The following is a 13,770-nucleotide window of genomic DNA, read 5'->3' as shown; positions in this document are numbered from 1 at the left end:
CCGGGGGTTCAGTCCAGGCCGAGCAGCCGGCCCAGCACCTCGTGGAGCACGGCCTCCGGGTCCCCCACGGCCTCCGTCACCCGCCAGGCCACGAAGCCGTCCGGGCGGACGAGGACCGCGCCGGACGGGGTCGAGCCGTGGGCCGCGGCCCAGTCCGCCCCGTCCTCCGGGGCCAGGTCGGCGTCGGGCCCGGCACCGAGGGCGTACGCCTCCAGCGGCGCGCCCGTCTGGGCTGCGACCCGGCGGGCGGCGTCGCGCCAGGGCGTGCCCTCGGAGGCGAGCAGCACGAAGGAGCGCTCGTACAGGTCGACGGTGGACCTGCGCCCGTCGGGCCCGGTCAGCCACAGGTGCGGGGCCCGGGTTCCGGGCTCGCCCGACAGCTGCAGCCGCTCCGGGACCACCGGCAGCGCGGGGTCGGTGCCCAGGACGGCGCCCCGGGTGTAGCGGTAGCCCATGGCCACCTTCAGGACCCCGCCCGGCCGGCCGCCGCGCGCGTCGGGGGCGGGCTCGTACCCGGGGTGGCTGTGCTCCGCCGAGCGGGCCGAGGCGCGCTCGCTCGTCGCCCGCGCCACCGGCAGCCGCTCGGCCTCGTACGAGTCGAGCAGCCGCGGACCGGCCGTGCCGTTCAGCACCGCCGCCAGCTTCCAGGCCAGGTTGTGCGCGTCCTGGATCCCGGTGTTGGAGCCGAACGCCCCGGTCGGGGACATCTCGTGGGCGGAGTCGCCCGCCAGGAAGACCCGGCCCGACCCGTACCGCTGCGCGACCCGCTCGGCGGCGTGCCAGGGGGCCTTGCCGGTGATCTCGACGTCCAGGTCGGGGGCGCCGATCGCGCGGCGGATGTGCGCGGCGCAGCGCTCGTCGGTGAAGTCCTCCATGGTCTCGCCCCGGTCGGGGTGCCACGGCGCGTGGAAGACCCACCGCTCGGCGTTGTCGACGGGGAGCAGGGCCCCGTCCGCGTCGGGCTTCGTGAGGTAGCACACGATGAAGCGCCGGTCGCCGACCACCTCCGCGAGTCCGCGGGAGCGGAAGGTGATGCTCACGTTGTGGAAGAGGTCGCCGGAACCGGTCTGCCCGATGCGCAGCTGCTCCCGTACGGGGCTGCGCGGGCCGTCGGCGGCGACCAGGTAGTCCGCGCGCACCGTGAGGTGCTCCCCGGTGTCCCGGTTCTTCATCCGCGCGGTCACCCCGGTCGCGTCGGGGTCGAAGGACTGGAGCTCGGTGGCGTACCGCAGGTCGGCGCCGAGCGTGGGGGTCACGGACATCAGAACCGGCTCGATGTCGTTCTGGCTGCACAGGCACCACGCCGAGGGGCTGAAGCGCGCGAGCGTTCCCCCCGGGTCGATCTCCTCGAACAGCCACTCCGAGTCGTCCCCGGTCAGGGAGCCGCCCTGCAGGATCCCGTGGTTGTCGGACAGGACCGAGGCGGCGTCCCGGATCCGCCCCTCGACACCCGCGACCCGGAACAGCTCCATCGTCCGTACGTTGATGCCGCGTCCGCGCGGGTGCAGCGAGGTGCCCCCGTGCTTCTCGACCAGCATGTGCCTGATGCCGTGGCGGCCCAGGAACAGCGAGGTGCACAGGCCCACCAGGGAGCCGCCCACGATGAGGACGGGCACGTGGTGGTCGACGTTTTCCTTCATGGGTCCCTTCATGCCCGGTGCGGGGGGTCTTCCCTCGCCCGTTCACCCGCTTGGTTCTCCCCTCTCGCGCCGATCGCGCTACGGGACAACGATCGGTTCGGGTGGCGCCACCCGCGTTCCGGGGGGCTGACCGACCGCATCCGCAGGTGGATCACCCAGGCGGATGCCACCGAGGACCGACGACGCCCCAGGGAATGCGGCGACCACGTGGTCTCGAAGGAGTGAGAACGATGACAACCTTGTCGGAACGGATATCCCAGTCCGCCTTCGACGACTCCCGGCTGCGGGTCGTACTGCTGCTGGACCTCTACGACGGGGCCCAGACCCAGTTCCTGGAGGTGTACGAGCAGCTGCGCAGGCAGGTCTCGTCCGTCCCGGGGCACATCAGCGACGAGCTGTGCCAGTCGATCGAGAACCCCTCCCAGTGGCTGATCACGAGCGAGTGGGAGAGCGCGCAGCCCTTCCTCGCCTGGGTGAGCAGCGAGGCGCACGTCGCAACGGTCCAACCGCTGCACGGATGCGTGCGGGACACCCGGTCGCTGCGTTTCAGCGTGCTGCGGGAGACCGGAAAGCCCTCCCCTCCGGCGCCGGTCGACGCCTTCCCCGGTACCGCGGGCACGGGCGCCGCTGAGCGCCGTGACGGCCGGCTCCAGGCCGCCCCCCGGCGCGGGGACGGCGTGGTGCGCCACGCCCTGACCTTCACCGTGAAGCCGGGCAGCGAGGCCGTGGTCGCGAAGCTGCTGGCCGGGTACGCGTCCCCGCAGGCCCGGGTCGACGAGCACACCCGGCTGCGCCGCACCTCGCTGTTCATGCACGGCAACCGCGTCATACGGGCGGTCGAGGTCGAGGGGGACCTCCTCGCGGCGCTGCGCCACGTGTCCCGCCAGCCCGAGGTCAGGGCGGTCGAGGAGGCCCTCAACCCGTACCTGGAGCAGGACCGGGACCTGACCGACCCGGGGTCCGCGCGGGTGTTCTTCACCCGCGCCGCGCTCCCGGCGGTGCACCACGTGGCGGCCGGCGGGCGGGAACTCGCGGACCTGGGGCGGCACGCGCTCTTCTACCCCGCCAAGGACGGGTGCGGCTCGGCCCTCGCCCGGCTGCTGGCCGGCCAGGACGAGGCTGCCGTGGACGATCCGGCGAGCCCCATCGAGGCCAGCACGGTCTTCCAGCGCGACGACGTCGTCGTCCGGCTCCTCGATCTGAGCGGCCCGATCGACGCGCGGCCCGCCCACGCGCTGGGCGTCCAGGGCGGCCACAAGGCGGCCGTCCTCGCCCGGCTCCTCGACAGCGCCACGGACGGCGTGCCCACCACAGACGAGGAGATCTCCCGATTCCTGGCGCGCTCCGAGATGCGCCTGATCACCGACCGGCGCCCGCCGGCGCAATCCTGAGGAGAGACACGCCATGACCGTACAACTGACCATCGAGGAACTGGCCGTACTGATGAAGAAGGGCGCGGGCGTCACCGTGGACCCCGTCGCCATGGCGAGCCGCCCCGACTCCGGCTTCGACGAGTGGGGCCTCGACTCCCTCGGGCTCCTCGGCATCGTCGGCGAGCTGGAGAACCGGCACCGCCGGCCCCTGCCGCCCGACGCGGACCGCTGCAAGTCGCCGCGGGAGTTCATCGAGCTGGTCAACAACTCCCTGCTGGCCGGGAGCTGACCCGCCGGTCAGCGCCCGGCACACGAGCCACCACGCCCCGGGTTCGGGGCGTGGTGGTGGCGGTGGTGGCCGGTGCCGGCCCGGGGCCCTACCCGGGCACGGTGCACTCGAAGGCATGCAGGTACGCGTTGACCGGACGGACCTCGCCGACCGCCAGGCCGGCCTCGGTCATCCGCGCGACCAGGCTCTCCTTGGTGTGCTTGGCACCGCCGACGTTGAGCAGGAGCAGCAGGTCCATGGCGGTGGTGAACTTCATCGACGGACTGTCGTCCACGAGGTTCTCGATGACGACGACCCTGGCGCCGGGCCGGGCCGCGTCGAGGACGTTGCGCAGGGTCCTGCGCGTGCTCTCGTCGTCCCACTCCAGGATGTTCTTGATGATGTAGAGGTCGGCTTCGACCGGGATGGCCTCGCGGCAGTCCCCGGGAACGATGCCGGCCCGGTCGGCGAGCGGTCCGCCGTCCCGCAGCCGGGGGTCGGCCTTGGCCACGACGCCCGGCAGGTCGAGCAGGACGCCCCGTACCTCCGGGTGCTTCTCCAGCAGGCTCGCCAGGACATGTCCCTGGCCGCCTCCGACGTCCGCGACCACCGAGACGCCGGTGAGGTCGAGGAACTCCGCGACGTCCAGCGCCGACTGCGTGCTGGAGGTGGTCATCGCCCGGTTGAAGACGTGGGCCGACTCGTGCGCGTCCTGGTGCAGGTACTCGAAGAACCCCTTGCCGTAGAGGTCCTGGAAGACGCTCCCGCCGGAGCGCACCGCGTCGTCGAGCCGGGGCCAGGCCTCCCAGGTCCAGGGCTCCGTGCACCACAGGGCGATGTAGCGCAGGCTGTGCGGGTCGTCCTCGCGCAGCAGCCGCGACATCTCGGTGTGGACGAAGCCGCCGTCCTCCGTCTCCGCGAAGATCCCGTAGCAGGTCAGGGCGCGGAGCAGGCGGTGCAGGGGCTGCGGCTCGGCGTCCACCGCCGCCGCGAGCCCGGCCGCGGTGGCGGGCTCGTCACCCAGGGCGTCGGCCACGCCGAGGCGGGCCGCCGCGCGGACGGCGGCGGCGCACGCGGCGCCGAAGACGAGCTCCCGCAGGCGCATGGCCGGCTGGGGGGTGTGGGCGGGGGCGGGAACGGTGGGGGTGGTGGCGGGGGTGGTGCTCAGCGTGGTCATACGGCCTCGATCCTCCGGGGAAGGGGAAGCGACGGGAAACGGGGGGTCAGCACAGGCCCGCGGGCGTGGAGACCTGGCAGCGGTTGCCGAGGAACTTGTTGCCGCTTCCGGTTCCCTGGTTGGCCAGGTCGGCGGGCTTGTTGCCCGTCACTACGTTGTCCTTGACGACGTTGTCGGTGTTCTGGGCGCCGACGAAGCTCTTGAACAGCAGGATTCCGCCGGAGATCGGCGCGGTGCCCACGTTGTCCCGGATGGAGTTGCCCCGGATGACCGTCTCCTCGGCTCCGGTGAGGACGATGCCGGCGCCCTGGATGTCCGGGAGGCGGCTGTTGCCGCGGCAGAACTTGTTGTTCGCGTGGATGCGGTTGCCGCGGATCGTCATGTCGCCGGCGCCGGGGTCGCCCTCGTCGCCGACGACGAACACGCCGCCGCAGTTGCCGGTGAGGACGTTGTCGTTGACGGAGAGGTTGCGGACCCGCCTGACCGTCACTCCGATCCGGTTGCCGGTCAGCCTGTTGTCGCGGACCACGGCGCCCCGGGTGTCGGTGGCGCCGCCCTCGCGGTCGATGGTGTTCGCCAGGAAGATCCCGGACTCCGCGTTGTCCCGGGCCGTGTTGGAGCGGAACACCCCGCGCGTGGAGCGCTCCTGTGCGATGCCCCAGGTGCCGTTCTTCTCCGCGGTGACCCGCTCGACGCGCATCCGGTCGGTGCGGGAGGCCCAGATGCCGCTCTTCTTGAAGCCCGTCAGGGTCAGGGAGCGGATGCTCACCCGGTCGACGGTCTTCTCGGCTGCTCCTATGACGCAGATGCCGTTGCCGGACGCCGCACAGGCGTTGTCCGCGCGGGCCGTGCCCGGGGCGGGCGGCGTGATCACCGTCGTGGCGCCCGCGCCCCGCAGGGTCAGGGGCTTGGTGATGTTCACGCTCTCGTGATAGGTGCCGGCCAGCACGAAGATGCTGTCTCCCGGCCGTGCGGCGTCCACCGCTTCCTGGATCGACTCGCCCGGATGCACCGTGTGGCCGGCGGCGGCCGCGGGCGGCGCGACCGCGCCGAGGCCAGCGGCCATGACGACGGTGATGCATGCGAGGCTGTTGAACTGTCGGTTCGTCACCTTGCCGAAGCTAGGGGCGATCACCGCCGCCCGCCACACCGGGTAAGCGTATGGATACACGGCGCGGGCAAACGGCTCCATTTTGGCGCCCGGAGGAGTGGCCCGGGAAATGGCCGGGGCCCCTCCCCGCCGCGGCGGCCGGCGTACGCCCGGGGCCGTTGACCGCGCGTCGGGTACGGGCCTGGTCACGGGGGGTTTCCCGGCGGGGCCCACCGAGGGGCAACGGGAAACCCGTCGACCCCGGTGGGCTGCCGGGACAGGCTGAAGGCGTCAGCACGAGGCAAGACCCACAAGGGGAAATCATGCGCAAGATGATCCGCGGCGCCGCCGCCGTCGCCACTGCCGCCGTCGCCGTGATCGCGCTCGGCGGGACGGTCGAGGCGAAGCCCGCCGACGCGTGGGCCGGCTGCCCGGAGGGGGCGGTCTGCATCTACCCCCAGGACCAGAACCCGGCCGTGAAGCCGACCCACGTCTTCTACAAGTACGGGGCCCACAACCTGAGCAACCAGTTCGGACGCCACTGGGTGCTCAACAACCAGTACGGCGGTGCGACCGCGAACCTCTGCACCGGCTACAACGGCGCGGGCTGCGGCAGCTCCATCGCGGCGAAGACCGGTGTCTACGCCGACCTCGGGCCGATCAACTCCATCCGGCTGAACCCGTAGCACCCCGCCCCGGAGGGACAGGTTCCGGAGCCGCCCGGCCGCGGCTCCGGACGTTCCTCTTCTCGTCATACCGGGCGAAGGAACCGGCTCCCCGTCACACCCCCGCTGTAGCCTGGACCCTGCCATCTCGCAGCCTGGGCGCGCTCTGCCATGGGGGATGTTTTGGGGGATCCGGATCCGGACCACCGGCGGAACACCGACACCACAGAAACCACCGGGAACACCGACGGGACGGGCGGCACCGGCGGGACCGACAGCGACGGCGGGGCCGACCGCACCGGCGGGACCGACAGCGACGGTCACCGGCACGAACCGTCCGGCGGCCACGCCGCCGCCTTCCCCGCCCGGCTGCGGAGCCTGCGCGGGGAGCGCGGCCTGTCGCTCGCCGATCTGGCCCGGCGGACGCACTACAGCAAGGGCTATCTCAGCAAGATCGAGACCGGCGCGAAGCCCGCGACCCCCGACGTCGCGCGGCGCTGCGACGAGGTGCTGGGGGCCGGGGGCGAACTGCTGCGGCTGGTCCGGGAGACGGGCCCGCCCGGCGCCGTGCCCGGCCCGCGGCCCGCGGGTGCGGCCGGACCCCCGCCCGCCGGCGACTGCCCCTACCGGGGGCTGCCCGCCTTCACCGCGCGGGACGCGGAGTGGTTCTTCGGCCGGGAGCGGGCGACTGCGGAGCTCGTCGAGCGGGTCTTCGAGCGCGTCGGCAGCGGGCCGCTCCTCCTCGTCGCCCCCTCCGGGGCGGGCAAGTCCTCCCTGCTCAACGCCGGTCTCGTACCGGCCTTCCGGCGTGTCGGAGGGTTCCCGATGCCGGGCGCCGACGCGTGGCCGGTGATCCGGTTCACGCCGACCGCGCATCCCCTCAGGGAGCTGCTGGACCGCGCCGCGAAGGTGCTGGGCGGCGATCCGGGGATCACCGTACGGGACGTGCGGGAGCGGCCCGAGGCGCTGCTGGAGGCCGTCAGCCGGTTGGCGGGGGACGCTCGTGCGGGTGATTTCCCGTCACGGCCGGCCCGACCGGTCCGGCCGGTGCTGCTCGTCGACCAGTTCGAGGAGCTGTTCACCCTCTGTTCCGACGAGGAGGAGCGCCGGGCCTTCGTACGGGTGCTCTCCGCCGTGTCGGCCGCCTCCCGGGCGGCGGCCGCCGGGCAGGACCCCGCCGTCGTGGTGCTGGGCGTACGGGCCGACTTCTCCGGGAGCTGCATGGAGCTCCCGGAGCTCGCCTCGGCCTTCACCGAGGGCCTGTTCGTCCTGCCCCCGATGTCCGTGGCGGAGCTGCGGGAGTCCGTCACGCGCCCGGCGGAACTCGCCGGGGTCACGCTGGAGCCCGGCCTGGTCCCGCTGTTGCTGCGCGACGCCGGACTGCGCGGGGACGCCTCGGAGCGCACCCCCTCGGGCGCGCTGCCGCTGGTCTCCCACACCCTGAGGGCCACCTGGCAGGAGCGTACGGGCGACACGCTGACCGTCGCCGGGTACGAACAGGCCGGCGGGATCCAGGGGGCGGTCGCGCGCACGGCCGAGACCGTGTTCGCCGGGCTGTACCCGGCCGAGCAGAAGACGATCCGCCGCGTCCTGGTCCGTCTGGTGCACGTCGCCGACGGCGCCGGCCCGACGCGCCGCCGGGTCACCCGGACCGCCCTGCTGGGGCCGCCGGACGGCGCGGACCGGGCCGCGGCCGCGCTGGACCCCTTCGTCCGGGCCCGGCTGGTCACCATGGACCGGGACACCGTGGAGATCACCCACGAGGCCCTGCTGCACGCCTGGCCGCGGCTGCGCGGCTGGATCCACGCCGACCGGGCCGGCCTGCTCATCCACCAGCAACTGGCCCACGCGGCCGCCGAGTGGGAGCGCGAGGGGCGCGACGCCTCCGCCCTCTACCGCGGGACCAGGCTGGACACCGCGCGTTCCTGGGCGGACGAGCTGGACGGCCGGAGCCTGCTGGGCCCTCCGGAGGAGGCCTTCCTGCGGGCGAGCCAGGACGTGGAGGACGGCCGGCAGCGGCAGGCGCGGCGTCAGGTCCGGCTCCGGCAGCGGATGCTGGCGACGCTGCTGGTCCTGCTGGTCCTCGCGGTGGGCGGGGGCGGCCTGGCGTACCAGGAGCGCACGGCCGCGCTCGGCCAGGAACGCGTCGCCCGTTCACGGGCCCTGGCCCTGCAGTCCACGGCGCTCGCCGCCGGACAGCCGGAGGGGTCGATGCTGCTGGCCGGGCAGGCGTACCGGACCGAGCCGACCGCCGAGGCGCGGGGCGCCTTGCTGAGCACGCAGTCCCAGCCGTTCGTCGCCCGTCTCGGCGGGCACGACGGGCCGGTCAACGCGCTGGCGTTCTCGCCCGACGACTCCGTGCTGGCGACGGCCGGTTCCGACGGCCGGGTGGTGGTGCGCCGGCTGTCCGACCGCCGGACGACGGCGACCCACACGCTGCCCGGACGGGTGCGCGCGGTCGCCTTCGGCCCCGGCGGCCGCACGCTCGCGGCCGCGTCCACGGACGGGCCCGCCCGGGTGTGGGACACCACCGGGCGGGCGGCGCCGACCGTGCTCCCGGCGGTCACTGCGGGCGCCCGCGCCCTCGCCTTCGCGCCCGACGGGCGGACCCTGGCCGTCGCGGCCTTTGACGGGACGGTCCTGCTGTGGGAGACCGGCGGCGAGCACCGGGTCGTGGGGACGCTGACCGGGCACACCGGGCGGGTCAACGCGCTGGCGTACGCGCCGGACGGCCGGACGCTGGTGTCGGCCGGCGCCGACCGGACCGTACGGCTGTGGGACCCGGCCCCGGACCCCGGCCGGGAGCGGTCGGACCCCCGCGAGACGGCCGTCCTGTCCGGACACACCGACGAGGTGCTGGGGGCGGCGTTCGCACCGGACGGGCGGACGGTCGCCACCGGGGGCGTCGACCGGACCGTGCGGCTGTGGGACGTGGCCGGCCGCAGGTCGACGGCGACGCTGAGCGGGCACAGCGACGACGTCAACGGGGTCGCGTACACGCCCGACGGGACGACGGTGGTCAGCGCGGGCGGCGACGGGACGACCCGGCTGTGGGACGTGCGCGGCGGCCGCCCGACGGCGACGTTCGCCGGGCACACCGACTACGTGCTCGGCGTGGCCGTGGACTCCGGCGGGACGCTGCTGGCCACGGCCGGGTTCGACCAGTCGGTGGTGCTGTGGGACCTGCGGGGGCCGGTGCTGACCGCGCGCCCGTTCACGGAGATCTGGCACGCCGCGTACAGCCGGGACGGAAGGCTGCTGGCCACCGCGCAGGCGGACCACACGGTGCGGCTGTGGGACGTGGCGGGGCGCCGGGTCGTGGCCACCTTCACCGGGCACGGCGAGACCGTGTTCTCGGTGGCCTTCTCCCCCGACGGCAGAACCCTGGCCTCCGCCGGGTCGGACGGCACGGTCCGGCTCTGGGACGTGGCCGCGCGCGCCCCGGCCGCGATCCTCACTAGCCTGGGCGGCACCGTGTTCTCGGTGGCCTTCTCCCCCGACGGCAGAACCCTGGCCTCCGCCGGGTCGGACGGGACGATCCGGCTGTGGGACGTGGCCGCGCGCCGTCCGCTGGCCCTCCTCGCCGGGCACACGGACTTCGCCAACGACGTGGTGTTCAGCCCCGACGGGCGCACCCTGGCGAGCGCCGGGGACGATCTGACGGTACGTCTGTGGGACGTCGCGGCGCGCAGCCCGCTGGACACGCTGACGGGCCATACGGGCGCGGTCCGCGCCGTGGCCTTCACCCCGGACGGGCGGTCGCTGGCCAGCAGCGGCAACGACGGCACCGTACGGCTGTGGGACGCCCGGAGCCACCGCTTCGAGGCGGCCCTGTCCGGGCACACCGGCTCCGCGCGGGGCATCGCCTTCTCCCCCGACGGCCGGACCCTGGCGAGCAGCGGCAACGACCGTACGGTGCGGCTCTGGGACGTGCCCGGACGCCGGGCGCTGGCTGCGCTGGCCGGGCACGGGAACGCGGTGTGGGGGGTCGCCTTCGCCCCCGACGGCCGGACCGTCGCCAGCAGCAGCACCGACGGCACCGTACGGCTGTGGGACCTGGACGTACGGGCCCGGCTGGCCGAGCTGTGCCGCCTGGTCACGGACGGCGCCCCGCGCGAACACCGGGCGCCGGTGCCCGGGGTGGCCGTCTCCCGGGACCCCGGCTGCCCGCGGGGCTGAACACGGCCCCGCGCGGGATCCGGTGAACGCCCTGCTCGGCGGGGGTTTCCCGGGGTGTTTCCCGTTGCCCGTCCGGACAGGGCCGCGCCCGCCCCTCCCCGGGCGGGTGGTGCGGCGCGCAGGCTGCTGCCATCCCACCGCACCACGAATCGAGGTCCTCCCATGGTCCACCGCCGATCCGGACTGCCGGGCGCGGTCGCCGCGTTGCTGGCCGTCCTGCTCTGGGCAGCGGCCCCACCGGCCGCGGCCGCCGCGGCCGCCGCGCCCGCCGGGGCCTGCGCCGTCCGCGCCCCGGGGGCCTCGCCGGCCGCCGAACGGGCGGTCGCCGCGGCCTGCGCCCAGGTCGACGCCGACGTCTGGTACACGTGGGGCGGTGGTCACGGCGCCCGCCCGGGTCCCACGTACGGGCAGGTCGATCCGACCGACCCGGCCAGCGAACACGACCCCGAGCGGATCGGCTTCGACTGCTCGGGCCTGGTCCGCCACGCGTGGGCTCAGGCGGCCGGGTCGGACATCCTGAACGGGGTGGCGAGCGCGCAGTACTACACGACCCGCGCCGCCGCCCGCTTCGGCGCCGACCGGGGCCTGGCCCCGCTGCTCCCCGGGGACCTGCTGGTCTGGGGCACCCCGCGGGACCTGCACCACATCGCCGTCTACCTCGGCGCGGGCAAGATGGCCGAGGCACGGCAGTCCGGCACCAAGCTGATGGTCAGTGACGTCCGGCTGGGCGGCGACTACCACGGCGCCGTGCGCATCGACCCCGGGCCGGTGACCGGGCACGTGTTCACGACCTGGGGCACGGGGGTGTGGACCAAGGCGGAACCGTCGCTGAAGGCCGCCCGCGTGTACGCGTTCCCCGGCCCGACGAAGGTCCGCGTCGGATGCCAGAAGCACGCGGAGCGGGTCACCTCCGACGGGTACACGAACGACGCGTGGTCCTACCTCCCCGACTACGGGGCGTGGATGACGAACATCTACGTCCAGGGGCCGGAGTGGCTGCCGGGGGTGCCCGACTGCGCCGACGCGGGGGCTCCGTAGCGGGCGGTACGGAGGAGGCCGGCGGCGGGTGCTCCGCGGCGGGCGGCGGCGCGGCGGGTGCTCCGCGGCGGGCCGTCAGGACCCGGCGATGACCAGGAGCGTGCGGGCCCCGTCCGGGCCGCCCAGGCGGCAGCGGTGCGGGACCTCGCCGCGGTGGTGGGCGCTCTGGCCCGCCCGCAGGGCCAGCGGCTCCTCGCCCTCGACCTCCAGGAGGATCTCGCCCTCCAGGACGTACAGGAAGTCCTCGCCGGGGTGCTCGAACCAGCCCCACTCGCCCCGGCCGGGCTCGAAGTGGTGCTCGTACGCCTCCATCAGCGTGCTCCGCCCGCCGGGGATCAGCACGCGGGCGGTCTGTCCCGCCGCCTCGTCTACCCGGATCACCTGCGGGTCGCTCTCGTGGCTGACCGCGCCGGGTCGGGCGGGGGGCCTCAACCTCGCCCCGAACCAAATCACTTCGGCACTCGCCCGCGGTGACGTCGACGCCGGGGTCACCTTCCCCGGCTTCTACGGCGCCGCGCGCACCGCCCTCGGCGCCCGTTACGCCGAGCTCCCCTACTCCGGCTACACGGCCAGGACCCTGCTCGTGGCCGGCCCCTCGGCCACCCCGCAGGGCACGGCCGCCGTGCTGCGCACCCTGCTGCGGGCCCAGCGCGAGATCGGCGAGGACCCGGCCGCCGCCCGCCGGGCCGTCCTCGCCCAGTCCGGGGGAGCGCTCGAAGCCGCGTACGTCGAGGCGTTTTTGCCCCGCTACACCTACGGCGCCACCCTCTCCCCCGAGCTGCTGACGCAGTTGACGGAGGAGGCCGCCTGGGCCAAGACCGCCCAGGGCCTGCCGGGAGCCGCCGACCGCGCGGCACTGTCGGCCTACCTGAACCCGGGGCCGCTGGCGGCCGCCGATCCGGGCGCCGTCACCGTCACCGCCGCCGGCTGACCGGCCCCGACCCGGTCCGGCCCGCGCAGCCCGTACCGGACCCACCCACCCACCCACCCACCCACCCACCCACCCACCCACCGGGAGCAGCCCATGAGCATCGACCAGAACACCCTGCGCCGCCGCGGCACCGGCCTCATCGCCCACGACCCCGGGCGCAGCTACGGCGGCTACACCCTCTACACGCCCATCACCAGCGCCGGCGAGATCCACCTCGTCGACATCGAGGGACGGCCCGTCCACACCTGGAACTCCCCCCACCCGCCCGGCCGTCAGGCCCAGCTCCTGCCGAACGGCAACCTCTTCTACGCGGCCAAGGACACCGCCGGCCCCACCCTCTTCCCCATCTGGGACGTCTACCACGGCGGCATCTTCCAGGAACTGGCCCCCGACTCCACGGTCGTGCGCGAGGCCCGGCACCCTTCCACCACCACGACGCGTCCGTGCTGCGCAACGGGAACCTCGTCGTCACCGGCGTCGAGCCGCTGTCCCCCTGCGACACGGCCCGGATCCGGGGCGGCATCCCCGGCTCCGAGGCCGAGGGCGGCGTGATCTACGGGGACGTGGTGTACGAGCTGACGTGGGACGGCGAGGTCGTGTGGCGCTGGGCCGCCATCGAGCACCTCAAACCCGAGGAGGTGCCGCTGAACCGCCACTTCGCCCGCGAGCACTGGCCGATGGCGAACACCGTCAACGAACTGGCTGACGGCTCCCTGGTGGTGGGCTTCCGCAGCGCCTCCACCACCGTGGCGGTCGACCGCGCGGACGGCTCCGTGCGCTGGCGCATCGGCCCCGACGTCCTGGCCCAGCAGCACCACCCGCACGAGCTGCCCGGCGGCACCATCCTGGTCTTCGACAACGGGACCTACCGCGACCACACCTCCGTCCCGTACTCGCGGGTGCTGGAGCTCGACCCGCACACCGGAAAGGAGGTCTGGTCGTACGAGGACAACCCGCCGCAGAACTTCTTCAGCCCGTACATGTCCAGCGCCCAGCGCCTGCCCAACGGGAACACCTTCATCGCGGAGGGCTCCTTCGGGCGGCTCTTCGAGGTGACGCCCGGCGGGGACGTGGTGTGGGAGTTCGTGGTCCCGCAGTTCCGGGCCTTCGGGGAAGGCGTCGGACTGGAGTCCTCCGGCGGCGCCCAGAACTCGGTATTCCGCGCCTACCGATACGCCGCGGACCAGCTCCCCTGGCTCTGATCCGCACCCCGGTTCATTTCACCCGAGGGCGTTGTGTGTACGGCAGATGAAATTGGTACGCGCATAAGCCCGTTCCGATATCAGAACCGTTGACACCCGCTCTCCGCGCTGCCTAAGGCTTGTCCCGTAAATGATCTACGAGTCGCCTCGGGCGTGGTTGGCCGTGTGGCGGTCCGCTCGCCTATCCGGCGAGGGCGAGGTTGTGCA

At 74.2% G+C, this 13,770-nt stretch carries 12 protein-coding genes; 8 read left to right on the top strand and 4 right to left on the bottom strand.

What is annotated here, in order from left to right; genetic code table 11:
- Positions 1-8: 8 nt before the first annotated feature.
- Positions 9-1,640, bottom strand: coding sequence for an FAD-dependent oxidoreductase (locus tag ACFWTC_RS31520; protein WP_383916114.1), 1,632 nt, complete (start codon positions 1,638-1,640; stop codon positions 9-11).
- Between the two features lie 230 nt (positions 1,641-1,870).
- On the opposite strand from ACFWTC_RS31520, the gene ACFWTC_RS31515 reads away from it, so the two are divergent.
- Both ACFWTC_RS31515 and ACFWTC_RS31510 read left to right on the top strand, forming a co-directional pair.
- A complete protein-coding gene (locus tag ACFWTC_RS31515) occupies positions 1,871-3,031 on the top strand; it encodes a SchA/CurD-like domain-containing protein (RefSeq protein WP_383916116.1) in 1,161 nt (386 codons plus the stop codon).
- A 13-nt stretch (positions 3,032-3,044) separates the two neighbouring features.
- Complete coding sequence (locus ACFWTC_RS31510; RefSeq protein ID WP_383916118.1) at positions 3,045-3,302, top strand: phosphopantetheine-binding protein; 258 nt, start codon at positions 3,045-3,047, stop codon at positions 3,300-3,302.
- Positions 3,303-3,390: 88 nt separating this feature from the next.
- Here the strand turns inward: ACFWTC_RS31510 and ACFWTC_RS31505 are convergent, their stop codons facing one another.
- Together ACFWTC_RS31505 and ACFWTC_RS31500 are read right to left on the bottom strand one after the other, a co-directional pair.
- A complete protein-coding gene (locus ACFWTC_RS31505; protein WP_383916120.1) occupies positions 3,391-4,458 on the bottom strand; it encodes a methyltransferase in 1,068 nt (355 codons plus the stop codon).
- 46 nt (positions 4,459-4,504) lie between these two features.
- Positions 4,505-5,569 (bottom strand): nitrous oxide reductase family maturation protein NosD, encoded by a 1,065-nt coding sequence (locus tag ACFWTC_RS31500; protein WP_384027101.1) that lies wholly within the window; start codon positions 5,567-5,569, stop codon positions 4,505-4,507.
- Between the two features lie 302 nt (positions 5,570-5,871).
- Here ACFWTC_RS31500 and ACFWTC_RS31495 point away from each other — a divergent pair, with 302 nt between their 5' ends.
- The 3 genes from ACFWTC_RS31495 (at position 5,872) to ACFWTC_RS31485 (ending at position 11,430) form a co-directional block, all read left to right on the top strand.
- Positions 5,872-6,234, top strand: a complete 363-nt coding sequence (locus tag ACFWTC_RS31495) for a hypothetical protein (RefSeq protein ID WP_383916123.1) — start codon at positions 5,872-5,874, stop codon at positions 6,232-6,234.
- Positions 6,235-6,384: 150 nt separating this feature from the next.
- Positions 6,385-10,392 carry a helix-turn-helix domain-containing protein gene (locus ACFWTC_RS31490; protein WP_383916125.1) on the top strand — a complete coding sequence of 1,336 codons (4,008 nt, stop codon included), beginning with the start codon at positions 6,385-6,387 and terminating at the stop codon, positions 10,390-10,392.
- 162 nt (positions 10,393-10,554) lie between these two features.
- The gene (locus ACFWTC_RS31485) at positions 10,555-11,430 is read left to right on the top strand and encodes a C40 family peptidase (RefSeq protein WP_384027107.1); all 876 of its coding nucleotides are present in this window, start codon (positions 10,555-10,557) and stop codon (positions 11,428-11,430) included.
- A gap of 75 nt (positions 11,431-11,505) precedes the next feature.
- On the opposite strand, the gene ACFWTC_RS31480 is transcribed toward ACFWTC_RS31485, so the two are convergent.
- Positions 11,506-11,742, bottom strand: a complete 237-nt coding sequence (locus ACFWTC_RS31480; protein ID WP_384027109.1) for a cupin domain-containing protein — start codon at positions 11,740-11,742, stop codon at positions 11,506-11,508.
- Between the two features lie 4 nt (positions 11,743-11,746).
- On the opposite strand from ACFWTC_RS31480, the gene ACFWTC_RS31475 reads away from it, so the two are divergent.
- The 3 genes from ACFWTC_RS31475 to ACFWTC_RS31465 all read left to right on the top strand — a co-directional run bounded on the left by ACFWTC_RS31475 (position 11,747) and on the right by ACFWTC_RS31465 (position 13,563).
- Positions 11,747-12,361, top strand: coding sequence for a hypothetical protein (locus ACFWTC_RS31475; protein WP_383916131.1), 615 nt, complete (start codon positions 11,747-11,749; stop codon positions 12,359-12,361).
- A gap of 93 nt (positions 12,362-12,454) precedes the next feature.
- The gene (locus ACFWTC_RS31470; RefSeq protein ID WP_384027111.1) at positions 12,455-12,913 is read left to right on the top strand and encodes a hypothetical protein; all 459 of its coding nucleotides are present in this window, start codon (positions 12,455-12,457) and stop codon (positions 12,911-12,913) included.
- On the top strand, positions 12,805-13,563 hold the full coding sequence (locus ACFWTC_RS31465; RefSeq protein ID WP_383916135.1) for an aryl-sulfate sulfotransferase: 759 nt from the start codon (positions 12,805-12,807) through the stop codon (positions 13,561-13,563). Before ACFWTC_RS31470 ends, ACFWTC_RS31465 begins: the two co-directional genes overlap by 109 nt.
- Positions 13,564-13,770 lie beyond the last annotated feature (207 nt).

Source organism: Streptomyces sp. NPDC058619, assembly GCF_042717785.1.
GTDB lineage: Bacteria > Actinomycetota > Actinomycetes > Streptomycetales > Streptomycetaceae > Streptomyces.
Note: the sequence above shows the minus strand (reverse complement) of the source record. Positions and strands in the feature narration are given on the sequence as shown.

What these genes read in the sequence shown, in the direction of transcription:
- ACFWTC_RS31520 (WP_383916114.1), bottom strand. Translation starts at nt 1,640, where the DNA reads ATGAAGGAAAACGTCGACCACCACGTGCCCGTCCTCATCGTGGGCGGC.
- ACFWTC_RS31515 (WP_383916116.1), top strand. Translation starts at nt 1,871, where the DNA reads ATGACAACCTTGTCGGAACGGATATCCCAGTCCGCCTTCGACGACTCC.
- ACFWTC_RS31510 (WP_383916118.1), top strand. Translation starts at nt 3,045, where the DNA reads ATGACCGTACAACTGACCATCGAGGAACTGGCCGTACTGATGAAGAAG.
- ACFWTC_RS31505 (WP_383916120.1), bottom strand. Translation starts at nt 4,458, where the DNA reads ATGACCACGCTGAGCACCACCCCCGCCACCACCCCCACCGTTCCCGCC.
- ACFWTC_RS31495 (WP_383916123.1), top strand. Translation starts at nt 5,872, where the DNA reads ATGCGCAAGATGATCCGCGGCGCCGCCGCCGTCGCCACTGCCGCCGTC.
- ACFWTC_RS31490 (WP_383916125.1), top strand. Translation starts at nt 6,385, where the DNA reads ATGGGGGATGTTTTGGGGGATCCGGATCCGGACCACCGGCGGAACACC.
- ACFWTC_RS31485 (WP_384027107.1), top strand. Translation starts at nt 10,555, where the DNA reads ATGGTCCACCGCCGATCCGGACTGCCGGGCGCGGTCGCCGCGTTGCTG.
- ACFWTC_RS31480 (WP_384027109.1), bottom strand. Translation starts at nt 11,742, where the DNA reads ATGGAGGCGTACGAGCACCACTTCGAGCCCGGCCGGGGCGAGTGGGGC.
- ACFWTC_RS31470 (WP_384027111.1), top strand. Translation starts at nt 12,455, where the DNA reads ATGAGCATCGACCAGAACACCCTGCGCCGCCGCGGCACCGGCCTCATC.